This window comes from Janthinobacterium sp. PSPC1-1, assembly GCF_049897625.1.
GTDB lineage: Bacteria > Pseudomonadota > Gammaproteobacteria > Burkholderiales > Burkholderiaceae_D > Janthinobacterium > Janthinobacterium tructae.
On record NZ_JAFCWP010000001.1, the window covers coordinates 621,149 to 647,732 of the forward strand.

Annotated in this window: 29 protein-coding genes; 23 read left to right on the top strand and 6 right to left on the bottom strand. The window is 61.1% G+C overall.

Features of this window, described 5'->3' with window-relative positions; all coding sequences use genetic code 11:
- The first annotated feature begins 28 nt into the window (after positions 1–28).
- The 6 genes from hscB to ACP7EG_RS02795 all read left to right on the top strand — a co-directional run bounded on the left by hscB (position 29) and on the right by ACP7EG_RS02795 (position 5,018).
- On the top strand, positions 29–544 hold the full coding sequence (gene hscB, locus ACP7EG_RS02770) for a Fe-S protein assembly co-chaperone HscB (RefSeq protein ID WP_096236713.1): 516 nt from the start codon (positions 29–31) through the stop codon (positions 542–544).
- Between the two features lie 88 nt (positions 545–632).
- The gene (gene hscA, locus ACP7EG_RS02775; RefSeq protein WP_426086328.1) at positions 633–2,513 is read left to right on the top strand and encodes a Fe-S protein assembly chaperone HscA; all 1,881 of its coding nucleotides are present in this window, start codon (positions 633–635) and stop codon (positions 2,511–2,513) included.
- A 66-nt stretch (positions 2,514–2,579) separates the two neighbouring features.
- Entirely contained in the window at positions 2,580–2,921 is a 342-nt protein-coding gene (gene fdx / locus ACP7EG_RS02780) for an ISC system 2Fe-2S type ferredoxin (protein ID WP_035820570.1), read from the top strand.
- 1 nt (position 2,922) lies between these two features.
- On the top strand, positions 2,923–3,117 hold the full coding sequence (gene iscX, locus ACP7EG_RS02785) for a Fe-S cluster assembly protein IscX (protein ID WP_071076333.1): 195 nt from the start codon (positions 2,923–2,925) through the stop codon (positions 3,115–3,117).
- A complete protein-coding gene (locus ACP7EG_RS02790) occupies positions 3,104–4,021 on the top strand; it encodes a class I SAM-dependent methyltransferase (RefSeq protein ID WP_426086329.1) in 918 nt (305 codons plus the stop codon). Before iscX ends, ACP7EG_RS02790 begins: the two co-directional genes overlap by 14 nt.
- A gap of 238 nt (positions 4,022–4,259) precedes the next feature.
- Positions 4,260–5,018: an rRNA pseudouridine synthase gene (locus ACP7EG_RS02795; RefSeq protein ID WP_426086330.1), complete on the top strand. Its 759-nt coding sequence runs from the start codon at positions 4,260–4,262 to the stop codon at positions 5,016–5,018.
- Here the strand turns inward: ACP7EG_RS02795 and ACP7EG_RS02800 are convergent.
- The 5 genes from ACP7EG_RS02800 to ACP7EG_RS02820 form a co-directional block, all read right to left on the bottom strand.
- Complete coding sequence (locus ACP7EG_RS02800) at positions 5,015–5,443, bottom strand: group III truncated hemoglobin (protein WP_071076336.1); 429 nt, start codon at positions 5,441–5,443, stop codon at positions 5,015–5,017. The genes ACP7EG_RS02795 and ACP7EG_RS02800 overlap by 4 nt on opposite strands.
- Positions 5,444–5,506: 63 nt before the next feature.
- Positions 5,507–6,049, bottom strand: a complete 543-nt coding sequence (locus ACP7EG_RS02805) for an RDD family protein (protein ID WP_426086332.1) — start codon at positions 6,047–6,049, stop codon at positions 5,507–5,509.
- Positions 6,039–6,782 (bottom strand): DUF3106 domain-containing protein, encoded by a 744-nt coding sequence (locus ACP7EG_RS02810; RefSeq protein ID WP_426086333.1) that lies wholly within the window; start codon positions 6,780–6,782, stop codon positions 6,039–6,041. Before ACP7EG_RS02810 ends, ACP7EG_RS02805 begins: the two co-directional genes overlap by 11 nt.
- Before the next feature lie 2 nt (positions 6,783–6,784).
- Complete coding sequence (locus tag ACP7EG_RS02815) at positions 6,785–7,189, bottom strand: DUF3619 family protein (protein ID WP_426086334.1); 405 nt, start codon at positions 7,187–7,189, stop codon at positions 6,785–6,787.
- The gene (locus ACP7EG_RS02820; RefSeq protein ID WP_034750048.1) at positions 7,186–7,755 is read right to left on the bottom strand and encodes an RNA polymerase sigma factor; all 570 of its coding nucleotides are present in this window, start codon (positions 7,753–7,755) and stop codon (positions 7,186–7,188) included. The genes ACP7EG_RS02815 and ACP7EG_RS02820 overlap by 4 nt, the downstream gene beginning before the upstream one ends.
- A 499-nt stretch (positions 7,756–8,254) precedes the next feature.
- Between ACP7EG_RS02820 and ACP7EG_RS02825 the strand changes: the two genes are divergently transcribed.
- The 9 genes from ACP7EG_RS02825 (at position 8,255) to ACP7EG_RS02865 (ending at position 17,954) form a co-directional block, all read left to right on the top strand.
- On the top strand, positions 8,255–9,985 hold the full coding sequence (locus ACP7EG_RS02825; protein WP_096236702.1) for an acetolactate synthase 3 catalytic subunit: 1,731 nt from the start codon (positions 8,255–8,257) through the stop codon (positions 9,983–9,985).
- Positions 9,986–9,987: 2 nt separating this feature from the next.
- Positions 9,988–10,479 (top strand): acetolactate synthase small subunit, encoded by a 492-nt coding sequence (gene ilvN / locus ACP7EG_RS02830; RefSeq protein ID WP_071076341.1) that lies wholly within the window; start codon positions 9,988–9,990, stop codon positions 10,477–10,479.
- Positions 10,480–10,555: 76 nt separating this feature from the next.
- Positions 10,556–11,572 (top strand): ketol-acid reductoisomerase, encoded by a 1,017-nt coding sequence (gene ilvC / locus ACP7EG_RS02835; protein ID WP_096236700.1) that lies wholly within the window; start codon positions 10,556–10,558, stop codon positions 11,570–11,572.
- An 83-nt stretch (positions 11,573–11,655) separates the two neighbouring features.
- On the top strand, positions 11,656–12,105 hold the full coding sequence (locus ACP7EG_RS02840; protein ID WP_426086335.1) for a hypothetical protein: 450 nt from the start codon (positions 11,656–11,658) through the stop codon (positions 12,103–12,105).
- A gap of 177 nt (positions 12,106–12,282) precedes the next feature.
- On the top strand, positions 12,283–13,509 hold the full coding sequence (locus ACP7EG_RS02845; protein ID WP_426086336.1) for an MFS transporter: 1,227 nt from the start codon (positions 12,283–12,285) through the stop codon (positions 13,507–13,509).
- A 206-nt stretch (positions 13,510–13,715) separates the two neighbouring features.
- Positions 13,716–14,474, top strand: a complete 759-nt coding sequence (locus tag ACP7EG_RS02850) for an SIMPL domain-containing protein (RefSeq protein ID WP_426086337.1) — start codon at positions 13,716–13,718, stop codon at positions 14,472–14,474.
- Positions 14,475–14,585: 111 nt separating this feature from the next.
- A complete protein-coding gene (locus ACP7EG_RS02855) occupies positions 14,586–15,353 on the top strand; it encodes an SIMPL domain-containing protein (protein ID WP_426086338.1) in 768 nt (255 codons plus the stop codon).
- A gap of 156 nt (positions 15,354–15,509) precedes the next feature.
- Positions 15,510–16,361 carry a CDP-diacylglycerol--serine O-phosphatidyltransferase gene (gene pssA, locus ACP7EG_RS02860; RefSeq protein WP_426086339.1) on the top strand — a complete coding sequence of 284 codons (852 nt, stop codon included), beginning with the start codon at positions 15,510–15,512 and terminating at the stop codon, positions 16,359–16,361.
- Positions 16,362–16,409: 48 nt separating this feature from the next.
- Positions 16,410–17,954: a 2-isopropylmalate synthase gene (locus ACP7EG_RS02865; protein WP_426086341.1), complete on the top strand. Its 1,545-nt coding sequence runs from the start codon at positions 16,410–16,412 to the stop codon at positions 17,952–17,954.
- Positions 17,955–18,069: 115 nt separating this feature from the next.
- Here the strand turns inward: ACP7EG_RS02865 and bamE are convergent, their stop codons facing one another.
- A complete protein-coding gene (gene bamE / locus ACP7EG_RS02870; RefSeq protein WP_426086342.1) occupies positions 18,070–18,567 on the bottom strand; it encodes an outer membrane protein assembly factor BamE domain-containing protein in 498 nt (165 codons plus the stop codon).
- Positions 18,568–18,752: 185 nt separating this feature from the next.
- On the opposite strand from bamE, the gene rpsO reads away from it, so the two are divergent.
- From rpsO to ACP7EG_RS02910, 8 genes are all read left to right on the top strand, one after another.
- A complete protein-coding gene (rpsO, locus tag ACP7EG_RS02875; RefSeq protein WP_071076969.1) occupies positions 18,753–19,022 on the top strand; it encodes a 30S ribosomal protein S15 in 270 nt (89 codons plus the stop codon).
- A gap of 221 nt (positions 19,023–19,243) precedes the next feature.
- Positions 19,244–21,361, top strand: coding sequence for a polyribonucleotide nucleotidyltransferase (gene pnp / locus ACP7EG_RS02880; RefSeq protein WP_071076349.1), 2,118 nt, complete (start codon positions 19,244–19,246; stop codon positions 21,359–21,361).
- A gap of 204 nt (positions 21,362–21,565) precedes the next feature.
- Entirely contained in the window at positions 21,566–22,261 is a 696-nt protein-coding gene (locus tag ACP7EG_RS02885; protein WP_426086343.1) for a hypothetical protein, read from the top strand.
- A 6-nt stretch (positions 22,262–22,267) separates the two neighbouring features.
- On the top strand, positions 22,268–22,567 hold the full coding sequence (locus ACP7EG_RS02890) for a hypothetical protein (RefSeq protein ID WP_426086344.1): 300 nt from the start codon (positions 22,268–22,270) through the stop codon (positions 22,565–22,567).
- 143 nt (positions 22,568–22,710) lie between these two features.
- Positions 22,711–24,657, top strand: a complete 1,947-nt coding sequence (locus ACP7EG_RS02895; RefSeq protein ID WP_426086345.1) for a methyl-accepting chemotaxis protein — start codon at positions 22,711–22,713, stop codon at positions 24,655–24,657.
- Positions 24,658–24,811: 154 nt separating this feature from the next.
- Positions 24,812–25,021 (top strand): hypothetical protein, encoded by a 210-nt coding sequence (locus ACP7EG_RS02900; protein ID WP_426086347.1) that lies wholly within the window; start codon positions 24,812–24,814, stop codon positions 25,019–25,021.
- A 107-nt stretch (positions 25,022–25,128) separates the two neighbouring features.
- Positions 25,129–25,890, top strand: coding sequence for a GIN domain-containing protein (locus ACP7EG_RS02905; protein ID WP_426086349.1), 762 nt, complete (start codon positions 25,129–25,131; stop codon positions 25,888–25,890).
- A 62-nt stretch (positions 25,891–25,952) separates the two neighbouring features.
- Positions 25,953–26,561, top strand: coding sequence for a tetratricopeptide repeat protein (locus tag ACP7EG_RS02910; protein ID WP_426086350.1), 609 nt, complete (start codon positions 25,953–25,955; stop codon positions 26,559–26,561).
- Positions 26,562–26,584: the final 23 nt, after the last annotated feature.

Sequence of the window (26,584 nt, forward strand, 5' to 3'; positions counted from 1 at the left end):
GATTGCGGTACAGCGACCACCGACCATTATGCAAAATCACTTCGAATTATTCCAGTTGCCGGCGCAGTTCGGGCTCGACATGAGCGCGCTCGACTCTGCCTACCGCGACGTGCAGGGCAAGGTCCATCCGGACCGCTTCATCAACGCCAGCAGCGCTGAAAAGCGCGTGGCGATGCAATGGGCCACGCGCGCCAATGAAGCCTATCAAACCCTGAAAAGCCCGCAAAAGCGCGCGCAATACCTGTGCGAACTGAATGGCGTCGATTTGCAGACGGAGTCGAACACGGCCATGCCCGTCAGCTTCCTGATGCAGCAGATGGAATGGCGCGAAGAGCTGGGCGATGCGCGTGCCGGCAAGGATGCCGATGCGCTCGACGCCCTGGACCGCCAGCTGCGCGGCGAACGCAAGGCGCTGCTGGCCCAGGTGGCGGCCCAGCTGGACGCCGCCGACTATGTGAATGCCGCGCAAAGCGTGCGCGCCCTGATGTTCCTCGACAAATTCGGCGAGGAAGTCCGTTTTGCATACGAAGCCATGGAAGCCTGACTGACCAAGCGCCAGTCCGGCGCGCGTCTTATAATGCGCGACAGGCATCAGCAGCACCACGCACAAAATTAATCGAGGCACGAATACAATGGCACTTCTGCAAATTTCCGAACCAGGCATGTCGACCGCGCCGCACCAGCACCGCCTGGCCGTCGGCATCGATCTGGGCACCACCAATTCTCTGGTCGCCACCGTCCGCAACAGCATTCCCGAGGTGCTCAATGACGAAGACGGGCGCTCCCTGCTGCCCTCCGTCGTGCGCTACCTGCCGAACGGCCATGCGAACATCGGCTACAAGGCCCTGTCCGCACAAACCACCGACCCGAAGAACACCATCGTGTCCGTCAAGCGCTTCATGGGCCGCGGCCTGGCCGACATCGCCTACGCGGAAAACCTGCCCTACGACTTCCAGGATACGCCTGGCATGGTGCAGCTGAAAACCGTGGCTGGCGTGAAAAGCCCGGTCGAAGTGTCGGCGCAAATCCTCGCCACTCTGCGCCAGCGCGCCGAAGACTCGCTGGGCGACGACCTGGTGGGCGCCGTGATTACCGTGCCCGCCTACTTTGACGACGCGCAGCGCCAGGCGACGAAAGATGCGGCGCAATTGGCCGGCATCAATGTCTTGCGTCTGCTCAGCGAGCCGACGGCCGCCGCCATCGCGTATGGCCTCGACAATGCCTCCGAAGGCGTGTACGCCGTGTATGACCTCGGTGGCGGTACCTTCGACATCTCGATCCTGAAACTGAGCAAGGGCGTCTTTGAAGTCTTGTCCACGGGCGGAGACTCGGCCCTGGGCGGCGACGATTTTGACCGCCGCCTGTTCTGCTGGATCAGCGAGCACGCCAAGCTGGCACCGCTGTCGGACGAAGACACGGCCATCCTGATGGTGAAGGCGCGCGAGATCAAGGAAACGCTGTCGACCAAGTCGGAAACGATGATCGACGCGGCCCTGAACTCGGGCGAAGAAATCCACCTGCGCATCACGGCGACGGAATTTGCCGCCATGACGCAGCACCTGGTGGGCAAGACCATGAACGCCATCAAAAAAGCCTTGCGCGACGCGAACGTGGATGCGGACGACGTCGACGGCGTGGTGATGGTGGGCGGCGCCACGCGCATGCCGCACGTGCAGCGCGCCGTCAGCGAATTCTTCCACACGACGCCGCACGCGAATATCGACCCGGACAAGGTGGTGGCGCTGGGCGCGGCCATCCAGGCGAACTTGCTGGCTGGCAACCGCGCCGCCGGCGACGACTGGCTGCTGCTGGACGTGATTCCGCTGTCCCTGGGCATCGAGACCATGGGCGGCCTGGTGGAAAAAATTATCCCTCGCAATTCGACCATACCGTGTGCGCGCGCGCAGGAATTCACGACATTTAAAGATGGCCAGACGGCGCTGGCCGTGCACGTGCTGCAGGGCGAGCGCGAATTGGTGAGCGATTGCCGCTCGCTGGCGCGCTTTGAATTGCGCGGCATTCCGCCGATGGTGGCGGGCGCCGCGCGCATCCGCATCACGTATCAGGTCGATGCGGATGGCTTGCTGTCGGTGTCGGCGCGCGAATTGCGCTCGGGCGTGGAAGCGTCGATCAGCGTCAAGCCGGCCTACGGCCTGGGCGACGACGACATCGCGCGCATGCTGCAGGATTCGTACACCTCGGCCGACGTCGACATGGTGGCGCGCGCGCTGCGCGAAGAGCAGGTGGAAGCGGAACGCATCCTGCTGGCCACGCAGTCGGCCCTCGATGAAGACGGCAGCTTGCTCGACTCGCTTGAGCGCGCCACCGTGGATGGCTTGATGAACAAGGTGCGCGACGCCATTGTGCAATCGCAAAGCGGTGCCATCGACCACCAGGCATTAAAACTGGCGATCGAAGCGCTGGCCGACGGCACCGAGGATTTCGCCTCGCGCCGCATGGACCGCAGCGTGCGTACGGCCCTGAAGGGCAAGTCCCTCGACCAGGTCGTATAAACCAATTGAACAGCGCGCCGCCGAAGCTGCGGCCGCGCTCCGAATGACAGACTGAAAGAAGAAACCATGCCACAAATCGTTATCCTGCCGCACGCCAAGCTTTGCCCGGACGGCGCCGTCATCGAAGCCCCGGCCGGCAAGTCCATCTGCGACATCCTGCTGGAAAACGACATCGACATCGAGCACGCTTGCGAAAAATCGTGCGCCTGCACCACTTGCCACGTGCTGGTGCGTGAAGGCATCGAATCGCTGAACGAGGCGACGGAACTGGAAGAAGACATGCTGGACAAGGCCTGGGGCCTGGAAGCCGTGTCGCGTCTGTCGTGCCAGTCCATCGTGGCCGACGCCGACCTCGTCGTCGAAATCCCGAAATACACGATCAACCAGGTCAGCGAAGGCAGTCACTAACATGAAATGGTCCGATATTCACGCGATCGCCGAAGCGCTGTACGACGCGCATCCGGACATCGACCCGCTGACCGTGCGTTTCACCGACCTGCATAACTGGGTGGTGGAACTGGACGGCTTCGACGACGACCATACGCGCGGCGGCGAAAAAGTGCTCGAAGCGATACAGATGGCGTGGATCGATGAAGCGCGCTAAGGGCGCGGCAGCCGCCGCCACCGTAGTCGCTGCGTCGAAAGACGTCATCACGGCCGCCAGCAACATGCCCGAGATCAAGGATGGCCAGTCGGTCGCCTTGCTGCAGGAATTGCACATCCTGACGCGCGACGGCAAGATGAACCAGGACAGCCGCCGCAAGCTCAAGCAGGTGTACCACCTGACGCAGTTCATCGAGCCGCTGTTGCGCGAAGTGCAGCTCGACCACCCCGGCGTGTCCTTGGTCGATCATGGGGCTGGCAAGTCCTACCTGGGTTTCATCCTGTACGACCTGTTCTTCAAGAACGGCAACGACGGTTCGCACATCTACGGCATCGAGACGCGCGAAGAGCTGGTGCAGCGCTCGCAAGAGCTGGCGAAGAAATTCAAGTTCCCCGGCATGTCGTTTTTGCCCCTGTCCGTGGCCGAATCGACGGAGTCGAGCTTGCTGCCGCAACAGATCGACATCGTTACGGCCTTGCATGCGTGCAACACGGCTACCGATGACGCCATTCACTTCGCCCTGAAGAAGAAGGCGAAATTCATGGTGCTGGTGCCATGCTGCCAGGCCGAAGTCGCTTCCGTCCTGAAGAAGAACAAGGGCAAGAGCCTGGGCAAGGGTGCCTTGACGGAATTGTGGCGCCACCCGCTGCACACGCGCGAGTTCGGCAGCCAGATCACCAACGTGCTGCGTTGTTTGCAGCTGGAAGCGCACGGCTACCAGGTCAGCGTGACGGAACTGGTGGGCTGGGAGCATTCGATGAAGAATGAACTGATCATCGCTAGCTATAAAAACTTGCCGCGCCAGCGTCCGACGGAGCGCTTGCAGGAAGTGCTGCAGACCTTGGGCCTGGAAGAGATGGGCCACCGTTTCTTTGCCGAGGAATTGGCCAAGGCGCAGGCCTGATTGTTGGATTACGCGGCAAGCCGCTAATCCAACCTACCAAACCCGCCACCGCCGCGCAGGTCGGGTGGGTCGGGTAGGTCGGATTAGCGTAGCGTAATCCGACAATCAGCAGCGTAATCCGACAATCAGCAGCGTAATCCGACAACCACCGGGCAATCAGCAACAACGTCAACAAGAGAGGAGGAGCGGGTCGGTTACAATACCGGCTTTCTCCTCCTCTTGCTTTTTGCGCCTCCCCATGACCACACCAATAGAAATGCCCACCGTCCGCCTGGCCAAGCGCCTGTCTGAAGACGTGCCCTGTTCGCGCCGCGAGGCCGAGCTGTATATCGAGGGCGGCTGGGTCACGGTCGATGGCGTGCTGGTGGAAGAGTCGGGCGCGCGCGTGGCCGACAATCAGGCGGTGGTGCTGTTGCCGAATGCGACGCTGGAAGAAATGCCGCCCGTGACGATCTTGCTGCACAAGCCGGCCGGCATCAACGGCGGCGTGGGCAGCGAAGGCAAGCCGGCCCTGGCCTGTTTGCGTCCCGAAGAGCTGTTCACCCCGGAAAACGTGCTGCCCAGCGCCGTCACGCGCTTCCTCAAGCGCCACCTGATCGGCCTGACCATCACCAATCCGCTCGACACCATGGCTTCCGGCCTGCTGGTGTTCACGCAGGATTTCCGCGTCGCCCGCAAGCTGGTCGACGAAGCGAAAACGGTAGAGCAGGAATTCATCGTGGAAGTGTCTGGCGCCATCGCCGAAAACGGCCTGGCGCTGCTGAATCACGGCTTACCTTTCAATGGCAAGCCTTTGCCGCCGATCAAGGTCAGCTGGCAGAACGAGACGCGCTTGCGCTTTGCCCTGAAAAACGTGCAGCCGGGCCAGATCGCCCATATGTGCAAGATGGTGGGACTGGATGTCGTCGCCATGAAGCGCTTGCGCATCGGGCGCATCCCGATGGGCGCCATGCCGTCAGGTCAGTGGCGCTATCTGCAGGGTTACGAGCGGTTCTAAAGCTGCGGCGCCACGATGGCGTGGCTTTCTGCAAAGCTTTTCCATAGCCGTTCGGCAATATTCAAGGCGATGGTGTCGGCCTTCTCCTGCAGGGCCGGGTTGCCCATGCTCTCGGTCGTGGCAAAAAACAGGGTCAGCCAGCGGCGGAACATGCACGGCGTGAGGTGTTCCATTTTCGCGTGCTGGGCCAGCGGCTTGCCGTGGTAGCGCATGGTGCCGCGCAGCAAGCCTGACCAGAAATCGACCAGTGTTGCCAGATGGGCATCCCAATCCTTGACCTCGGCGGCAAAGATGGGGCCCAGCATGGCGTCATCGCGCGCGGCCGCATAAAAGGTGTGGACGAGATGCTTGACGTCGTCTTCGCTGCAGACTTCCTCGCGGTAGGGCGCGAAGCGTGTGTGGGGGAGGGGGGCGGTATTATTCATGGCATGCCATGATCGCAGAGCCCCCGTGGCGCTTCAATGACCCAGGTCAAGCCGCGTAAAAACTCAGGCGGCGACTTTCTTCGACTTCTTCGCGGGGGCGGGCAATTGCACGATCTGCGTGCCCGCCAGCTTGTCGTGCAGGAATTGTCCATTGCCCGTAAACAGGGCCGTGGCTGACCAGGCCAGGATGCCCACGCCGATGGCGCTCAGGGCAGTCCAGTGCTGCAAATCGAATGCGTACGACACCAGCAGGGCTGGCAGCAGCCACATCCATGACAGGATGTAGCGGAAGGCGGCCACGCGCAGCGGCACGTGGGTGTGGCCTGGCAGAACGACTTTCAGACGCCAGGTCTTCATGGCCAGGGTTTGCCCTTCGCGGCTCCATTGATGGATGAAATACGCCCCCATGACGAGGAAGGCCAGGCACTGGCGCATGTGTTCCGTCAGTGGCGTATGCGCGCCTTGCACGGCCAGTTCAAACAGCAGGAAAGGCAAGAACAGCACGGCCAGGGCCAGCAGTGACTCGTACACCATGGAAATCAGGCGGCGCTTGATCGTGGGGTGGGTGATGCTGGCGGCAGGCGTGCTATTGGTGCTATTTGGCATTGGTTGGCAGTGGGGCAGACGTGGCAGGTGGCGTGACGGGCACGGTGGCGGGGACCGCGACCGCGGCAGGGTCGCTGGCCGGCACTGCCGTCGCTGCGGGAGCCGGCGGCAGGACGGGCGCGGCCGGGGCCAGGATCACGGCTGGCTTGCTGGTGTTCGAATTGATCGCCGGCACTTTCTCCAGCGGCTTTTTCGGCACCAGTTCCGTCGCCAGCTTTTTCTTTTGATCTTCCGGCAATTGCTGGTATTGCTCCCACTGCGCGGTTTTTTGGCCAGGATCAATCTTCTTCGTGCGCGTATAGTTTTCGCGCACCAGGCGGCGCTGTTCCGGTGTCAGCTTGATCCATTCGCGCATGCGTTCATGCACGCGGGTTTGTTCGTCGGGCAACATGGAGGCAAAGCGGCTGGCGATATCGAGCCATTTCTGCTTGCGCAGCGGTTCCAGCTTGTTCCATTCGCCCGCCAGCGGCTGCAGGGCTTCCTGCTGCGCGTGCGACAGCTTGTTCCAGGACGGGTTGTCGCTGGCCTTGGGCGGCGTGCCACCCTTGCCGGCCGTGCGGGCCGAGCCGGGCTTGACGGCCGGCGCCGGCGCCACCACGGGCGCCGCCATCACAGGAGGGGCGGCGGGCACAGGATGTTGTTGCGCGCCTACCCATGCGGCGCCAGCCAGGGCGCAGGCGCCCAGGCCAATGCCGCCCGCCAGCCAGCCTTTGCGTACGCTCAAGCGTGCCATGCTTATTGCTCGCGTTTCGTCAGGTAGGCGTTGAAGCCATGGTCCATGTAGGCGGAGAGCGGCAATTCGTCCGATAGTACGGCGGCGTCGATTTCTGCCAGTTCGGCAATATGTTGTTCTTGCTCAAACTGATAGATGCCCACCAGGCCGCCGACCAGCAGCAGCAGGGGGATGATCACGCTCATGCGGCCCAGCCACGACAGCGGCTCGATAAACAGGCTGCTGGCGATGCCGGCGAACACGTCCTTGCGCACGGCAACGGCAGCGGGCGCGTCCGCCTTCTTGCGCGACAGGGCCAGCTTGCGTGCCGCTGCCAGGCGATCGGTGGTCGATGCGGGCAGGTCGTCGAGTTTTTCGTTCAGTGCATGGCGCACTTTGTAAGCGAAATTGAGATCGTCGGTGTTCATAATTTTATTCCCTTGGCTTTCAGCGATTCGGCGAGCGTGTGGGTAGCTCTAGAGCAATGTGTTTTCACGCTACCTTCGGAGCAACCCATCGCTTCCGCTGTTTCAGCCACATCCATGTCCTGCCAGTAACGCATGAGGAAGGCTTCGCGTTGACGTGACGGCAGTTTTTGTACCTCTGCATCAATCAAATCAAGCATTTGCGCGCGTTCGACCTGGTCGGCCGATGATTCGGCGGCACTCGAACCCTGTTCCGATTCATACGTGTCAAGTATATCAAAATCTTCATGCTCGTCGCCCGAGGGCTTCATGCCGGAAAACAGGCTGACCCAGGTGTTGCGAACTTTTTCACGGCGGAAATAATCAAGGATGGTGTTCTGCAGGATGCGCTGGAACAGCATCGGCAGCTCGGCGGCCGGCTTGTCGCCGTATTTTTCGGCCAGCTTGATCATGGCGTCCTGCACGATGTCGAGTGCCGATTCTTCCTTGCGGACCGCGTAGGCGGCCTGCTTGAAAGCGCGCCGCTCGACATTTTCTAGAAAGTCGGATAATTCTTTGTCTGTTGCCATGCGGTATGGGGATCTTAGCGGCTGCGGGTGCGGTGGGCGAATTGGGGGGGGGCGGGTATGCTTTTTGCAACCCCGTGCATGCTAGCAAAAAATGTGCGTTTCCGCAGGGTTTTTGCACGTCGTGCGAGCAAAAGTGCAGGGATGCTGACATTTTCCTTGACCATAATGGTGCAACGCGATAACGTATGGGACGCTTTGAACACCCCAAAGCCCTATGGTCAGGTCGCGACCGGCACACAAGGCCATCCGCGGCAAGACGCGCTTTCATTTGTAGGCAGTTTGTTCTAACCCGTGCCACAAGCGCGAGCGGTTCGTACAGGCGCCACAGAAACTCCGGCCAAACGAGTTGCGTTAAGCGTTGTTTTGTAAGGTATCTATGGGTGCCCAAAGAAATTGCGTGACCGCATGAAAAGGGAAGCAGGAGCACTGTCGCGCACAGCGAACTTCGTCAGGAAAGAACATCCGATCAATCTCCAATGGACCTTGAAAGGAATGTTTCATGAATACCGAAGCAGCAGCAGGACCAATTACCGGCGCAGAAATTGTCGTGCGCTGTCTGGCTGAAGAGGGCGTCGAGCACGTCTTTGGATACCCGGGCGGAGCCGTACTCTACATCTACGACGCCATCTTCCAGCAAAACAAATTCCAGCATATCCTGGTACGCCACGAGCAGGCCGCGATCCACGCCGCCGATGCCTATTCGCGCAGCTCGAACAAAGTCGGTGTCGCCATCGTCACGTCCGGTCCGGGCGTCACGAATGCCGTCACGGGCCTGTCGACCGCGTACATGGACTCGATTCCCATGGTGGTGATCTCCGGCCAGGTGCCGAGCCACGCCATCGGCCAGGATGCGTTCCAGGAATGCGACACGGTCGGCATCACGCGCCCCGTGGTCAAGCACAACTTCCTCGTCAAGGACGTCAAGGACCTGGCAGCGACGATCAAGAAAGCCTTCTTCATCGCCCGCACCGGCCGTCCGGGACCCGTGCTGGTCGATATCCCCAAGGATATCAGCATGCACAAATGCCATTTCGACTATCCGAAGGAAGTCGAGATGCGTTCCTACCGTCCCGTCGACAAGGGCCACTCGGGCCAGATCCGCAAGGCCGTGCAGCTGTTGCTGCAAGCCGAACGTCCGATGATCTACACGGGCGGCGGCGTGATCCTGGCGAATGCGGCTCCCGAGCTGAACAAGCTGGTCGACCGCCTGGGTTTCCCGTGCACCAATACCTTGATGGGCCTGGGCGGCTACCGCGCCTCGAGCGAGCAGTATGTCGGCATGCCCGGCATGCACGGCACCTACGAAGCGAACATGGCGATGCAGAATTGCGACGTGCTGATCGCCATCGGCGCCCGTTTCGATGACCGCGTGATTGGCAACCCGAAACATTTCGCCTCGCATCCGCGCAAGATCATCCACGTGGACATCGATCCATCGTCGATTTCCAAGCGCGTCAAGGTCGATATCCCCATCGTCGGCAACGTCAAGGACGTGCTGATCGAGTTCCTCGCGCAACTCGACGCGGCCGAAGCCAAGCCGAACGTCAATGCATTGAGCAACTGGTGGAAGCAGATCGCCGAATGGCGTGGCCGCGAATGCCTGAAATATCCGACTTCCGACCTGGTCATCAAGCCGCAATCGGTGGTGGAAAAAGTCTTCCAGCTCACCAAGGGCGATGCCTTCATCACCTCCGACGTGGGCCAGCACCAGATGTGGGCGGCGCAATACTATGGTTTCGACAAGCCGCGCCGCTGGATCAATTCCGGCGGACTGGGCACCATGGGTGTCGGCTTGCCGTACGCCATGGGCGTGCAGATGGCTAATCCGGACGCCACCGTCGCTTGTATTACCGGCGAAGGCTCGATCCAGATGTGCATCCAGGAACTTGCCACGTGCAAGCAGTATCACCTGACGCCGAAGATCATCATGCTCAACAACCGTTTCCTCGGCATGGTGCGCCAGTGGCAGGAAATCGATTACGGTTCGCGCTATTCCGAGTCGTACATGGATTCGCTGCCCGACTTCGAAAAGCTGGCTGAAGCCTATGGCCACGTGGGCATGAAAATTGAAAAACCGGGCGACGTCGACGGCGCCCTGAAAGAGGCGTTTGCGATGAAAGACAGGCTGGTATTCATGAACTTCATTACCGACCAGTCCGAAAACGTGTGGCCAATGGTGAAAGCCGGCAAGGGCCTGTCCGAAATGATGCTCGGTTCGGAGGATCTCTAATCATGCGCCATATTATTTCTGTCTTGCTGGAAAACGAAGCGGGCGCCCTGTCGCGCGTGGTGGGCCTGTTCTCGGCGCGCGGCTACAACATCGAAACCTTGACGGTGGCACCGACGGAAGACTCGACCCTGTCGCGCATGACCATCGTCACCAGCGGCTCGGACGATATCATCGAGCAGATCACCAAGCACCTGAATCGTCTGATTGAAGTGGTGAAGGTGGTCGACCTGACCGAAGGCCAGCATATCGAACGCGAGTTGATGCTGATCAAGGTCCGTGCCGTGGGCAAGGAGCGCGAGGAAATGAAGCGTACCGCCGATATCTTCCGTGGCCGCATCATCGATGTCACCGAAAAGACGTACACGATCGAACTGACCGGCAACAAGGTCAAGCTCGACGCGTTCATCGATTCGATCGACCGCGCCTCCATCCTGGAAACCGTCCGCACGGGTGGTTCCGGCATCGGCCGCGGCGAACGCATCCTCAAAGTATAAAAGCATAGACGCAGCACTACGCGGCCCTGGCGCCGCATTTAAAACAACAACGCATCATCAAATTATAGGAAATACCATGAAAGTTTTTTACGACAAAGACGCTGACCTCTCCTTGATCAAAGGCAAAAACGTTGCCATCATCGGCTACGGTTCGCAAGGCCACGCACACGCACAAAACCTGAACGATTCGGGCGTTAACGTCACCGTCGGCCTGCGCAAGGGCGGCGCTTCGTGGACCAAGGTCGAGCAAGCCGGCCTGAAAGTAGCGGAAGTCAACGACGCCGTGAAAGCGGCCGACGTCATCATGATCTTGCTGCCAGATGAAAACATCGCCCAGGTCTACAACGAAAACATCGCCCCGTTCGCCAAGCAGGGCGCCGTACTGGCCTTCGCCCACGGCTTCAACGTGCATTACGGCCAAGTCGTGCCACGCGCCGACCTGGACGTGATCATGGTTGCGCCGAAAGCACCGGGCCACACCGTGCGCGCCACCTACACCCAGGGTGGCGGCGTGCCCCACCTGATCGCCGTGTACCAGGACAAGTCGGGCATCGCCCGCGATATCGCCCTGTCGTACGCCTCGGCCAACGGTGGCGGCCGTGCCGGCATCATCGAAACGAACTTCCGTGAAGAAACCGAAACGGACTTGTTCGGTGAGCAAGCCGTGCTGTGCGGCGGCGCCGTGGAACTGATCAAGGCCGGTTTCGAAACCCTGACGGAAGCCGGTTACGCGCCTGAAATGGCGTATTTCGAGTGCTTGCACGAACTGAAACTGATCGTCGACCTGATCTATGAAGGCGGCATCGCCAACATGAACTACTCGATCTCGAACAACGCCGAATACGGCGAATACGTGACTGGCCCTAAGGTTGTGACCTCGGCCACCAAAGATGCGATGCGTCAATGCCTGAAAGACATTCAGACGGGTGAATACGCGAAGAGCTTCATCCTGGAAAACAAGGCAGGCGCTCCGACCCTGATCTCGCGCCGCCGTTTGACGTCCGAGCACCCGATCGAAGAAGTGGGCGCCAAACTGCGCGCCATGATGCCTTGGATCGCCAAGAACAAGATGGTTGACCAGTCGAAAAACTAAGCAGTTATCGTTCTTCACAAGAAGCCGGCGCAAGCCGGCTTTTTTTATTACAATCAGGGCCATTCAAACATACCGTGAGCACCATGCTTGTTTTTTCTAAAGTTTTTGTCGGCAATCTGCATGTGGTCAAGCGTCCCGTCTCGGTTGCCATCGGCTGCTGGTTTCTGATTATCGGCTCGCTGTCAGCGCTGGTGTCGGCTTACCTCGGCCGCAACGATCCCGCCATGCTGGCCGGAATGGGGCACAGCGTGATTCCCGCCGAGGTGCAATACGCGATTTTGCTCTTCAGCCAGGGCATTACCCTGGTGGCTGCGCTGGCCATGCTGCAAAGGCAGCGTGGCGCGCGCACGGTGTATCTGGTGTGGGGCGTGATCGACATTGCGTTCTGCCTGGCGACCTTGCCGCTCAAGATGCACGTCTTGCCTGGCGCGCTCACGTTCGCCGTCATCTGCGCCTTGCTGTACAGTCCGAAATCGAATGCCTGGTTTTCGCCACGCAAGGCGGCCAATGATGCCTGCATGACGCCAGCCTGAGCACGGTTGTTTTCGTACGCACGCTGTTGGTGCGTTTGCTTTACAATACCGCCCTTCCTTTGCAGTTTCCTATGGACTGCATCTGTTTCGGTATCTGCCGACCGCAACGCGCATCACCGCTTTTGTAGCACGCCAGGCGCTAGTTTCTTAGCCGCTTGCGCAAGAAGAAGGACCCCCATGACTGACCGTATCACCGCCACGGCGCCCTCGCAGGCTGCTGTTGACTCTTCCATTCCCATCCTGGCCTTGCTGGCCCTGGCCATGACGGCGTTCCTCGCCCTCCTGTCGGAAACCTTGCCGGCCGGCTTGCTGCCGCAGATTGCCAAGGATCTCAATATTTCCGAAGTCATGACGGGCCAGCTGGTGACCGTGTACGCCATCGGCTCGATCCTGACGGCGATTCCCCTGACGGCGCTCACCAGCACCTGGCGCCGGCGCAATGTCTTGTTGCTGGCCATCATCGGCTTCCTGATCTTCAATACGGCGACGGCCCTGGCTCCCAACTATATGGTCGCCCTGGTCGCGCGCTTCGTCACCGGCATGGCCGCCGGGCTGGCCTGGGGCTTGATGGCAGGCTATGCGCGCCGCATGGTGCGTCCCGAGCAGCAGGGCAGGGCGATGGCCATTGCCATGATCGGCACGCCGCTGGCCCTGTCGCTGGGCGTGCCGCTGGGCACCCTGATGGGCGGCGTGCTGGGCTGGCGCAGCATCTTTGGCATCATGTCCGGCATGGCCGTGGTGCTGGTCGCGTGGGTATTGCTGGTCGTGCCCGATTATCCGGGGCAAAAGAATGGCGAACGCCTGTCGATCCGCCAGGTGTTCGTGACGCCGGGCGTGCGGCCGATTCTGTTTGTGATCGTCGCCTGGATGCTGGCGCATAATATTTTGTATACCTTTATCGCGCCGTTCCTGGCGCCGTCCGGCTTGCGCCCCCGCGTCGACCTGGTGCTGCTCGTGTATGGCGTGGGCTCGCTGGCCGGTATCTGGCTGGTCAGCCAGCTGATCGACCGCTGGCTGCGCCCGCTCGTGCTGGGCTGCATCGCCGCCTTTGCCCTGGTGGTAGTGGCGCTGGGCCTGGCGATGGACTCCCCCATCGTCATCTATGTCAGCATGGCCATATGGGGCGTCACCTTCGGCGGCGCCGGCACCTTGCTGCAGACGGCGTCGGCGGACGCGGCCGGCGATGGCATGGATGTGGCGCAGGCGATGGTGGCGACCATCTGGAACGTGGCCATCGCGGGCGGCGGCCTGGCGGGCGGCATGCTGCTCGACGGCTATGGCGTGGCATCGTTCCCGTGGGCCATGCTGGCCTTGCTGCTGGTGGCATTGACCATCGCCTGGCGCGCGCACCGCCACAGTTTCAAGCCGGGCCGGCGCAGCGGTGGTGCGGTGCTGGGTCACTAAGAACGACGTTATTTTCAATAGCAGCGTGTTGAAATGTGAGCAGATGTGACTGGGACGCGCATTTTGTGACGATTTGTTAATTTGCGCCACGGGAATGAACGAGGCGTTAGAATCTACACAGTTTGACAAGTTTCTCAGGCGAAAGGGATGGCAAAAGCGTCCCTTTCGCGGGCTGTCAGCCACATTAACTAGCTAGGAGTACCCCCATGACCGTGATGAAATCCGTCCTTGTTGCCGCCGCAGCCACCATTGCCCTGAGCGCACAAGCGCAAACCTTGCCAACTTCCGGCACCCTGGTGGTGGTTCCCGCATTTGGCGAAGTCAAGCATGTCAATGACCAGGTGGTCGCTACCCTGGCCATCGAAGAACAGGACAAGGACAAGGCTGCCGCCGCGTCGAGAGTCAACCAGAAGATGAACAAGGGCATCGCCATCGTCAAGCAGGCCGACCCCTCGGCAGCGCTGAAATCGTATGGCTACTACACCTATCCCGTGTATCCGGAAGAGCGCCCATTGCCAGCCGGCGCTGTCGCCAAGCCGCGTTTGCCAACGGCCTGGAGAGTCGGCCAGTACCTGGAAGTGACGACGGCCAACCTGGCGTCCTTGCCAAAAACCGTGTCGGCGGCGCAAGGCGTGCTGACCCTGAATGGCTTGAATTTCGGCCTGAAGCCGGAAACCATCCGCCTGCTGGATGACCAGCGCATCGCCGCCACGTACAAAAACCTCAATGATCGCGTGGCCGCCATCGCCAAGGCCATGGGCCGCAATGTGTCCGACGCCGTGCTCGATACGGTGGACTTCGAAGGTTCGGGCAACTATGTCACCGAAAACCGTGCTGCCGCCGCACCGATGATGATGCGCAGCGCCAAGATGGCCGAAGACAGCAGTGTCGTCGCCGAGCCGAGCTTCGAGCCGGGTGAAACGACGCTCGACATGCGTGTCGTCGGCAAGGTCAAGTTCAAGTAAGTGCGAGTAAGCTCGTCAACGTGGAAATGTTTTCGCGTTAGACTATTTTAAAAATCATGGGGCTGTTGGCCCCATGGTCGTTTTTGCCCCATTATTTTCCAGGAGAACACTATGACCGTCATGAAATCGCTGCTGGCTGCTGCCGTTGTTGTTACTGTCGCTACCGTTGCCCTGAGCGCACACGCCCAGACCTTGCCCACCTCCGGCACCCTCGTGGTGGTGCCCGCGAATGGCGAAGTGGTGCATGCGAACGACCAGGTGACCGTCACCCTGGCCATCGAAGAGCAGGACAAGGACAAGGCCGCCGCCGCCTCGCGCGTGAACCAGAAGATGAACCAGGGCGCAGCCATCGTCAAGAAAGCCGACCCGCAAGCCGTGCTGAAGACCCAGGGCTACTACACGTACGCCGTGTACCCGGAAACGGCGCCCCTGCCGCCGGGCGTCGCCGCCAAGCCACGCGTACCGACGGGCTGGAGAGTGGGCCAGTACTTGCAGGTGACGACGACGAATCTGGCCGCCTTGCCGAAGACAGTTTCCGCAGCGCAAGGCGTGCTGACCCTGAATCGTCTGAACTTCGGCCTGGCGCCCGCCACCATCCGCAAGCTCGACGACCAGCGCATCGCCGCCGCCTACAAGAACCTGAATGAACGCGTGGCCGCCATTGCCGGCGCCATGGGCCGCAATGTCAATGACGCCGTGATCGACACCATCGATTTTGAAGGTTCGGGCAACTATGCGCAGCGCGTCAGCGTGACGGGGGCGCGCAACATGAGTGCCGACTCCATGGGCTATGGCGGTAACCAGGTGGCCGAACCGAGCTTTGAAGCGGGCGAAACGACCCTGAACATGGGGCTGGTGGCGAAGATCCGCTTCAAATAAAGCTTGAATCGGCGTCAATATTGCCAGCTTGACGCCGCCGCGCTTTTCTTTGGCGGTGGCTCCTCTATAATGGCAAGATCGGCAGGCGCATGCCGAAAGATGAATGCGCCTGCCATCTGGCACCGAATCCCCGCAGTACACAAGATATGGAACAACATGGCAAACTTCCCCCGTCGTAGAGGCAAGAACGGCACTCCCGCAGTCTCCAAAGCGTCCCGCTTCAGCAAATTCGTGCGCCAGCCGGTGAACGATGGCACTGGCAAGAAAACCTTGCGCCGCCGCGGCATCTACCTGTTGCCGAATGCCTTCACGACGGCAGCCCTGTTTTGCGGCTTCTACGCCATCGTCATGGCCATGAACCAGAAATTCGAACACGCGGCCTGGGCCATCTTCATCGCCATGATCCTCGACGGCCTCGATGGCCGCATCGCGCGCCTGACGAATACGCAGAGCGAATTCGGCGCCCAGTACGACAGCCTGTCCGACATGGTGTCGTTCGGCGCTGCGCCCGCGCTGGTGATCTATGAATGGTCGCTGCGCGGCATGGGCAAACTGGGCTGGCTGGCCGCCTTCGTGTATTGCGCCGGTGCCGCCTTGCGCCTGGCCCGCTTCAACACGAATATCGCCGTGGTCGACAAGCGCTTCTTCCAGGGTTTGCCCAGCCCGGCAGCGGCGGCCATGGTGGCCGGCTTCATCCTGCTGATGAACGACCTGGAATTTGCCGGCAACCAGCTGGCCTGGGTATCGTGGACGATCGCCCTGTTCGCCGGTCTGACCATGGTCACGAATGTACCGTTCTACAGCTTCAAGGATGTGAATTTCCGCAAGTCCGTGCCCTTTATCGTGGTATTCCTGCTGGCATTGTTCTTTGCGCTCATTTCCATCGACCCGCCGAAAGTGCTGTTCCCGATTTTCGTCGCCTATGGCCTGTCCGGCTACGCCGTGTTTTTCTGGCGCATGGCGAAGGGCAAGCCCGTCAGCATCATCCAGACCGACCCCGAGCATTAATGCGCTGAGTCGGTAGCGTCGCCAGTCTTCAGCCAGCCAGGAGCAGCCATGAACACCAGCAACCGACTCATCATTTTTGACACCACCTTGCGCGACGGCGAGCAATCGCCGGGCGCCTCCATGACGCGCGAGGAAAAGCTGCGCATCGCCAAGCAGCTCGAACGCATGAAGGTCGATGTGATCGAAGCGGGCTTCGCCGCTGCCTCGCAAGGCGACTTCGAGTCGATACGGGCGATTGCCGGCGCCGTGCGCGAGTCCACCATCTGCTCGCTGTCGCGCGCCAACGACCGCGACATCGCGCGCGCCGCCGAAGCGCTGGCGCCTGCCGAACGCAAGCGCATCCACACTTTCATTGCCACCTCGCCCCTGCACATGCAGATGAAGCTGCGCATGACGCCTGAGCAAGTGCTTACGCAGGCGCAGAACGCCGTGCGCTACGCGCGCCAGTTCACGGACGATATCGAATTCAGCCCCGAAGACGGCAGCCGCTCGGACGAAGATTTTCTGTGCCGCGTGCTGGAAACGGTGATCGCCGAGGGCGCCACCACCATCAATTTCCCCGATACGGTCGGTTATGCCGTGCCTGAGATCTTCGGCAATACCATCAAGCGTTTGCGCGAACGCATACCGAATGCCGATAAAGCCATCTGGTCTGTCCATTGTCATAACGACCTGGGCCTGGCTGTGGCCAATTCGCTGGCCGGCGTCATGATCGGCGGCGCGCGGCAGATCGAGTGTACCGTCAATGGCCTCGGCGAGCGGGCCGGCAACACGGCGCTGGAAGAGGTGGTGATGGCGCTGCGCACGCGCGCCGCCTATTACAATTTGACGGTCGGCATCGACACGACGCAAATCGTGGCGGCCTCCAAAATGGTGTCGCAGATCACGGGCTTTGCCGTGCAGCCGAACAAGGCCGTCGTGGGTGCGAACGCCTTTGCGCACGCCTCCGGCATCCACCAGGACGGCATTTTAAAGGCGCGCGAGACGTATGAAATCATGCGCGCCGAAGACGTGGGCTGGACCGCCAACAAGATCGTCCTGGGCAAACTGTCGGGCCGCAATGCCTTCAAGCAGCGGCTGCATGAGCTGGGCATCGCGCTGGAATCGGAGGCAGAAGTCAACGCCGCCTTCCTGCGCTTCAAGGAACTGGCGGACCGGAAATCCGAGATTTTCGATGAAGACATCATGGCCCTCGTCAGCGAGGAACAGCAGGCGCAGGAGAGTGAGCACTACCGTTTTATTTCCCTGATGCAGCAGTCGACGACGGGCGCCGTGCCGCACGCGCGCGTGGAGTTTCTCGTCGGCGGCGTGCAGCGCAGCTGCGAAGGGCAGGGCGACGGCCCCGTCGACGCCACCGTCAACGCCATCGAAAGCGCGGCCGCCAGCGGCGCGGAGCTGGTCTTGTTCTCCGTCAATGCCATCAGCACGGGCACGCAGTCGCAGGGCGAAGTCACCATGCGCCTGTCGCGCGACGGGCGCATCGTCAATGGCGTGGGTGCGGACCCCGACATCATCGTCGCCTCGGCCAAGGCGTATTTGTCGGCGCTGAATAAACTGCACGCCAAGGACGAGCGGATCGACCCGCAGCCGTAAGCCGGGGTCAGACCCGCCGGGGGAATGCGGCCCAATGGGACGCATTCCGATTCCGCAAGAACTGACCCCAGAATTTGCATTTGGGATAGGCGCTAGTCTTGGTGCAAGACGCTATTCACCAGAAAAACCGGCGCTCTTCCTTGGCCGGATCGGGGCCGTTCATCATCATGCGTACGATGCCGTCGTGGTCGAAGTGCACGTGCATCATGGAATCCCATACGCCCGATTCCTTGTAGCGGTAAGACCAGACGTGCAGTTTCGGCAGCGCCAGATACGATGTTTCCGTTGGGCGGCCCAGGGTGTGCAGCACATCCTGCTGGGTCGACACGCCCACCTTGATGCGGGCAAAGCCCGGCGTGTCGAGCACTTGCTCGTAGGAAATCAACTTGTCGTCACGGCCAAAGCGCGCCATATACGTGTACTGGCCGTACGGCCCCGTGGCGTATTCTAGTTCCGGCCCCGTGGCCAACTGGTAGATGGCCGTGGGACGGCCCAGGCGCGCTTCCACGGCGGCGCGCGGTTCGCCCGCTTGCGGCGGAGGAACGTTCCAGTTGGCGCAGCCGGCCAGCACGGCAAGCAGCACAGGTGTTGCTAGTTTGAGCAGTTTTTTCATGTTTATCCTCCTGAAATACAGGAAAATCCTATCATGCGCCGAGAAAAGGCCGCGTGGCAGGATACAGGCGGGCTTTTTTCCGATATACTTGCGCGTCTGGTTGGAAGCATAGGCCAGTATTTTAATAATCGTAGTTCACGGTGGATAGGGTTCAGACTCTGTGCACCGCATGTGAAAGGTTTATCATGACAGTAGAAAACATCAACAAAGCCGCTATCATCGCGGACAACGCACGTGGTCAAAACGACACCGGCTCCCCTGAAGTGCAAGTTGCACTGCTGACAGCTCGCATCAACGAACTGAACGGCCACTTCAAAGCCCACTCGAAAGATCACCACTCCCGCCGCGGCCTGATCATGATGGTCAACCGTCGTAAGAGCCTGTTGTCGTACCTGAAGTCGAAAGACGCTACCCGTTATCGCGACCTGATCGCTAAACTTGGTCTGCGCAAGTAATTTTTGCCGTACAAGGTTTATACAGAAATGCCTGCGCCAGTTCGCTGACGCGGGCATTTTGTCATTTGAATTCCGGATTTATGTCGGTAAGTGCAGTATGCTCCTACCGATATCATGCTTTAAAAGTAAAGTAGTAAAGGCGGCAACGGTTTTTCCACCGCCTGTGGTGAGGTGAACGACAGCCCCTGAAAATCTGTCGGCAATTAGAAAAGGGATACCCCATGTTTAACAAAGTTACGAAAACCTTCCAGTACGGTCAACACCAAGTGACCCTGGAAACCGGCGAAATCGCACGTCAGGCATCCGGCGCAGTGCTGGTGTCGATCGAAGATACCGTCGTGCTGGCAACGGTAGTGGCACGCAAAGATGCCAAACCAGGCCAGGATTTCTTCCCTTTGACGGTTGATTATGTTGAAAAAACCTATGCTGCCGGTAAAATCCCGGGCGGTTTTTTCAAGCGCGAAGGCCGTCCTTCCGAAAAAGAAACACTGACATCCCGTTTGATCGACCGTCCTATCCGTCCGCTGTTCCCGGAAGGCTACCTGAATGAAGTGCAAGTCATCATTCACGTGTTGTCGGTCAACCCTGAAATCGATCCGGACATCGCCGCCATGATCGGCGCATCGGCTGCCCTGTGCGTATCGGGCGTGCCTTTCAGCGGTCCTATCGGCGCTGCGCGCGTCGGTTACGCGAATGGCCAGTACATCCTGAACCCGACCGTCCAGCAACTGAAAACGTCGGAAATGGACCTGGTAGTCGCCGGTACCGAAACGGCTGTGCTGATGGTCGAATCGGAAGCGAAACAGCTGTCCGAAGAAATCATGCTGGGCGCCGTGGTCTTTGGCCACGACCAGATGAAAGTCGTCATCGACGCGATTCACGACCTGGTGCGTGACGGCGGCAAGCCGGAAGTGGAATGGGCGCCTGCGCCGAAAAACGAAGCTCTGATCGCCCGCGTCGCGCATTTCGCCAACGCCAAGATCAATGACGCGTATCAAACCAAGGACAAGCAAGAGCGTACGGCCAAGCTGAAAGCAGCGACGTCGGAAGTGATCGCCGACCTGTCGGCTGAAGCGGCTGCCAACGGTGGCGCGTCGATCGACAGTGCCGAAGTGAACAACATCCTGTTCGACATCGAAGCGAAAATCGTGCGTACGCAAATCCTCGACGGCGAGCCACGCATCGACGGCCGCGACACGCGCACCGTGCGTCCGATCTCGATCCGCACCAGCGTGCTGCCACGCACCCACGGTTCGGCCCTGTTCACGCGCGGCGAAACGCAGGCGCTGGTCGTCGCTACCCTGGGCACCGCCCGCGACAGCCAGAAGATCGACGCGCTGATGGGCGAGTTCACCGATTCGTTCATGCTGCATTACAACATGCCTCCGTTCGCCACCGGCGAAACGGGTCGCGTCGGTACGCCAAAACGCCGCGAAATCGGCCACGGCCGCCTGGCCAAGCGCGCGCTGATCGCCGCCCTGCCAGCAGCTGAAGAGTTCAGCTACTCGGTGCGTCTGGTATCGGAAATCACGGAATCGAACGGTTCTTCGTCGATGGCTTCGGTGTGCGGCGGCTGCCTGGCACTGATGGACGCCGGCGTGCCGATGAAAGAACACGTGGCCGGTATCGCCATGGGCCTGATCAAGGAAGGCGGCAAGTTTGCCGTGCTGTCCGACATCCTGGGCGACGAAGATCACCTGGGTGACATGGACTTCAAGGTAGCCGGTACCCGCAACGGTATCACGGCGCTGCAGATGGACATCAAGATCATGGGCATCACCAAGGAAATCATGCAAGTGGCACTGGCGCAAGCCAAGGAAGGCCGCGAGCACATCCTGGGCGAAATGCAAAAAGCCATGCCGCACGTCAAAACCGAACTGTCCGATTTCGCACCGCGTCTGATCACCATCAAGATCAACCCGGAAAAAATCCGTGACGTGATCGGCAAGGGCGGCGCCGTGATTCGCGCGCTGACCGAAGAGACGGGCACCCAGATCGACATCAGCGACGAAGGCGTGGTCACCATCGCTTCCGTTGACGCCGCCGCCGGCCAGGAAGCCAAGCGCCGCATCGAAGAACTGACCGCTTCCGTCGAAGTGGGCAAGACCTATGAAGGCACCGTGCTGAAACTGCTGGACTTCGGCGCCATCGTGCAAGTCATGCCAGGCAAAGACGGCTTGCTGCACATCAGCCAGATCGCCAACGAGCGCGTCAACGCCGTGGCCGACTACCTGAAAGAAGGCCAGCTGGTCCGCGTCAAAGTGCTGGAAACGGACGACCGCGGCCGTCTGAAGCTGTCGATGAAAGCTGCTGAAGGTAACGAAGCGCCAGCCGCTTAAGTCAGGCTGAATGCGGCCTCGGCCGCATGCTCAACAACCGCCAGCGCGCAAGCCCTGGCGGTTTTTTTTGCGCCGCGTTTGTGCTGCATCAAGGTAGATGCCGCTTTGCGCATCGGCCTTGATCCAGCTCGTATTGGCCAGTTTTACGCCTTGTAGATTCGGGAGGGGATCTTCCCCTGAACGAGTCTTCCAAGGAGATGCAGCATGCGCACATTCTGCGGGCTGGCCGCCGCCTTTCTGCTTGCCGTCGCGCCCGGCGTCCGGGCCCAGCTGGACAACGCGCCCACGCCGGTGCCGCTGCCCATTCCCATCGCCGCCGCATCCACGGCCATGCCGGTGCAGGATATCGACGCCTTGCGCGCCGTGCACGCGCGCGAAATCAATGACCTCAGCACCTTCAAGACGGCGGGCTTGCAGCGCGAAGCGATCGACTCCTATCTCGATAGCGGACCAGGACAGCAGTTCCTGCGCGAACTGCGCGCCGCCGATCCGGCCGCCCCGGCCGAGACGATTTATGCGCGCGCGGTCGAGCAGCTCGCTTCCGGTAGCACCTTGCCCGACTTGCTAGCCATGTCGGCCGCATTGGTAAAAATCGTGCCGCATGGCCAGAATGTGTCGCCGTATTCGCCGTATTTCACCACCAGCGCGCAATTGCAGCTGGCATCTGGCCAGTGCGCCAGCTTGGCCGACTGTTTCGGCTTGCCCCTGAGGAGCGAGGCGCCGCTGTATGATGTGTACCAGATCATGCCCAAGGGCACGGTGAACGTCTTCGTCAGTCAGGTGGCGCCCACGCAAGAGCTGGGCGGGCTGGTGCGGCGCCGTGGCGGGGCGCAACAGTATTTATTGCCAAATCGCAACTTGTGGTCGGCGCCCGTGCTGATCGGCACGATCAGGAACTGAGGAGAGATGATGGACCAGCAGCGCTTGCAAGCCCGTGCCGCCGAACTGGAACAGTTGCTGGCGCGCCTGGCGCTCGTCGATGGGGAGGTGGCCGACTTGCGCAGCGCGGTCGAGCCGCTGCTGGCCCTGGCGGGCAGCGGCGCCTTGAGCGCGCCCCTGCCATGGGGCGATATCCCCGGCGGGCGTTATTTTACGGAAGGCGGCTTGCGCCAGTACCCCGAGCTGGAACAGGCATTTGCCCGCTTCCGCATCGAAGCGACGGGCGGCGAATCGCCCGCCTTGCGCAAGCTGCGCGGCAAGATATAGTTAATGTATCGTTAATGTAAAGTTAATATAAGGTATCAATTGTTGTTTCTGGGTAATTGAGAGTCGGTATTGCTTGACGACAAAATCTTATTCCCCGACCATGGTGCATCCCTCCCGATTTTCTCTTTTTTATTGGATGCACCATGTTGTCCTCCCTTAAGGCGCGGCTGATCGCCATCGCCGTTTCCATCGTCGTGCTGGCCATGCTGGCCGTCGCCATCGCCAATTTCTTCACCACGCGCTCCAGCACCCTGGCTGCGCTCGACACGCAGATGCTGCAGTTGTCGCACAGCCACGCGCAGGCGATCGGCGAATGGCTGCGTTCCAAGCAAGCCGTGGTCGCTTCGCTCAAGCAGGGCGCCACGGCGGCCGATCCGCTGCCGACCCTGAAGGCGGCCGAGCAGGCGGGCACGTTTGACATGGCGTATATCGGCTTTGCCGACAAGCACGCCGTCTTTTCGCAGGAGCGCCAGCGTGCCGCCGACTACGATCCCACGGCGCGGCCCTGGTACAAGCTGGCGTCCGAAACGGGCGGCCCCGTCATCACGGCGCCGTATATCGGTGCCAGCACGGGCAAGCTGGTGGTGACGTTTGCCGAGCCGCTGGGCGGCAAGGGCAGCGTGACGGGTGTGATGGCGGCCGATGTGATGATGGATGCCGTGGTGCAAAACGTCGCCTCGATCAAGCCGACGGCGTCCAGCTACGGCTTTCTCGTCGATGGCGGCGGCAAGATCATCGCCCATCCTGACGGCAAGCTGACCCTGAAACCGCTGGCCGAGCTGGACCCGGGCCTGAGCGCGCAGGCGCTGGCCGATATCGAAAAGAGCGGCGACGGCGCCGCCATTCGCCTCGGCGAACGTAACGGCATCCTGCATGTGAGTAAAGTTCCCGGCAGCGACTGGCTGCTGGCTACCGTGCTCGACCGCGCGGAAGCGACGCAAGCCCTGAGCTCCATGCTGCGCGCCTCGGCCCTGACGGCCTTGCTGGTGCTGGCCCTGGCCGCCGCAGTATTGAGTGTGCTGGTGGCGCGCGCCCTGCGCCGCCTGGGCCTGGTGCGCGATGCGATGGAAGCGATCGCCACGGGCGACGGCGACCTGACCAGCCGCCTCGACGCGGAAGGTAGTGACGAACTGGCGCAGATCGCCAAGGCCTTTAACTTGTTCGTCGAAAAGATCGCCACCGTGCTGGTGCAGATCCGTAGCATCAGCACCCTGGTGCGCAGCGAGTCGGCCGATATTGCCGCCGGCAACGCCGACCTGTCTTCGCGCACGGAAGCGCAGGCGGGCGCACTGGAACAGACGGCCAGTTCGATGGATGAGTTGACCTCGACGGTGAAACAGAATGCGGAAAACGCGCATGCGGCCAACGAACTGGCCATGTCCGCCTCGGAAGTGGCGGCCAAGGGCGGCCGCGTGGTGCAGCAAGTGGTGGGCACCATGGCTGGCATCCAGGAAAGCTCGCGCAAGATCGTCGACATCATCGGCGTCATCGACGGCATCGCATTCCAGACGAATATCCTGGCCTTGAACGCGGCCGTCGAGGCGGCGCGCGCGGGCGAGCAGGGCAGGGGCTTTGCCGTGGTGGCGTCCGAAGTGCGCAACCTGGCGCAACGCTCCGCTGGCGCGGCGAAGGAAATCAAGGAGCTGATCGGCGACTCGGTGGAAAAAGTCGATGCGGGCGGGCGCCTCGTCAATGAAGCGGGCCAGACCATGGATCAGGTGGTGGCCTCGGTGCAGCAATTGACGACCATCATGAGCGAGATCACGGTGGCCAGCCGCGAACAGAGCGCCGGCATCGGCGAGATCAATACGGCTGTCACGCACATGGATACCATGACACAGCAAAACGCGGCACTCGTCGAGCAAGCGGCCGCTGCTGCGGAAAGCCTGCAGGAGCAGGCCGTGGACCTGGCGCAGGCCGTTGGCATGTTCCGCCTCGGTGATGCCGGCCCTGCTGCAGCGCCCGCGCCCGTGACGCGCCTCAGGGCGAAGCCGGCCGCATCGGTGCCACGTGCGCCGGCCCGTGCGCTGTCGGCGGCCAAGCCCGTCAAGGCAGCCAAGTCCGGCGCCGACGAGTGGGAAGAGTTTTAAGTTGCGAGCGTAGCGACCTGCGCGTTTATCCGCGTTTTTGTCAGGCCAGCCTGCAAAAAGCGCAGTTCGTCGCAATCGGCGTGTTGGCCGGGGGCGGTATGGCTATAGTGACACCATACCGCAAGCCCACTGCCAGACACCCGAGGAGATTCACATGAACGTCGCTAAAAACATGGAAGTCATTGCCGTTGCCGCCGCCATCCTGCTCGGCGCCAGCTGCTACGCCATCGCCCCGGCCGCTCCTGCCCTGCAAGTGGCCAGTTCCACGGCCACCGTGGCCGCGCCAGCGGGCAAGGCTGCCATGCACGTGGTGGTGGTCAAGGCCAAGCGCCTGAGCGCTACCGAAAAAGCCCGTTTCGCATAATTGATTGTCAGCAATTTTCGGCGCTGCTACAGTGGTGCTGCGCGAGCAATGCAGGCGCCCCAAGAGGGCGGCCAACAGATAAAAACAAGATACCGAGGATGCACTACATGAAGAAGATACTGCAACTGGCGCTGCTGTTCCTGGCGACTTTTGGCCTGGTGCGCGGTGTGGCCGCCGAGACCCGCTTGCTGGAAATGCGCAACATCGACGCGCGCGTAGTACGCGTCAAGCTCGACGGCGTGATGGAGGTGCGCATTCGCCAGGGCAACGTGGCGTCCTTGAGCATCACGGCCGACAAGCGCTACATCGCCGATGTCAGTACGGCGCAAAGCGGCGACACCCTGCACATCGAGACGGAAGTGCGCGGCTTCAAGATCGGCCCCTCGTCGATCCGCGCCGACCTGGTCTTGCCGAACTTGCGAGAATTGAGCTCGGAAGGCTTTGGCAGCACGGACATCACGGGTTTCAAGGGGGAGGAGCTGACCCTGTCGCTGGAAGGGGCGGGCAGTATCAAGCTGGTGGGCGATTACCGCAAGCTCAATGCCAGCCTGGGCGGTGTGGGCAGCATGCAGCTCTGGATCGGCAACAATGAACGCGCCGAGCTGGACTTGCAGGGCGCCGGCTCGGTGGTGCTGGGCGGACGCGGGCGCATCCTGAAAGCCAGCCTGGGCGGCCTGGGCAGCCTGAATGCGCAGCAATTCGAGGCGGACGCCGTCAACCTGGAATTGAGCGGCCTCGGCAATGCCACGGTGAATGCCCATACGAATGCCAAGCTGAACCTGAGCGGACTCGGTTCGGTGGTGGTGTACGGCAAGCCGGCCAACCGCGATGTCAGCGTCGAGGGCCTGGGCAAAGTTAGCTGGAAGTAAAAGCATCCTGCCGCAGGCCTTCTGCAGGACAAGAATAAGTAGTCAGACCACATCCCATTCCGATGAAAAAACTGATCATTACATTACTCATGCTGTTGACGATACAGCTACCCGCGCGGGCTGGCTTCGCCGAAGGCGCCAGCGCCTACAACAACAAGAATTACTCGCTGGCTTACAAGGAAATATTACCCCTTGCTAAGACCGGCAACGCCGATGCCCAGCATTTGCTGGGCTTGATGTACTACATGGGGCGGGGCTTGCCGCAGGATTACAAGCAAGCCATGTTCTGGCACCGCAAGGCGGCCGAGCAGGGCAAGGCCGATGCCCAGTACGTGGTGGGCGCCATGTATTACACGGGCAACGCCGTGCTGCAGGATCACAAGCAGGCCGTGGGCTGGTTCCGCAAGGCGGCCGAGCAGAACCATGCGGAGGCGCAGCAGGTGCTGGGCCTGATGTACCGCTACCACATGGGTGGCGTGCCGCAGGATAACGTCATTGCCTACATGCTGTGGAACCTGGCTGCGGCGAATGGCAACGCGAATGCGGCCGACCAGCGCGCCGCCGTGGTGCGCAAGATGACGCATGAGCAAGTCGAGGAAGGGCAAGCCCTGTCGGCCAAATGGAAGCCCGGCACGCCGCTGCCGCGCCAGTCGAAGACGGGTGGTGCCTGACGGGTGAGGTGGCAGTCTGCAAG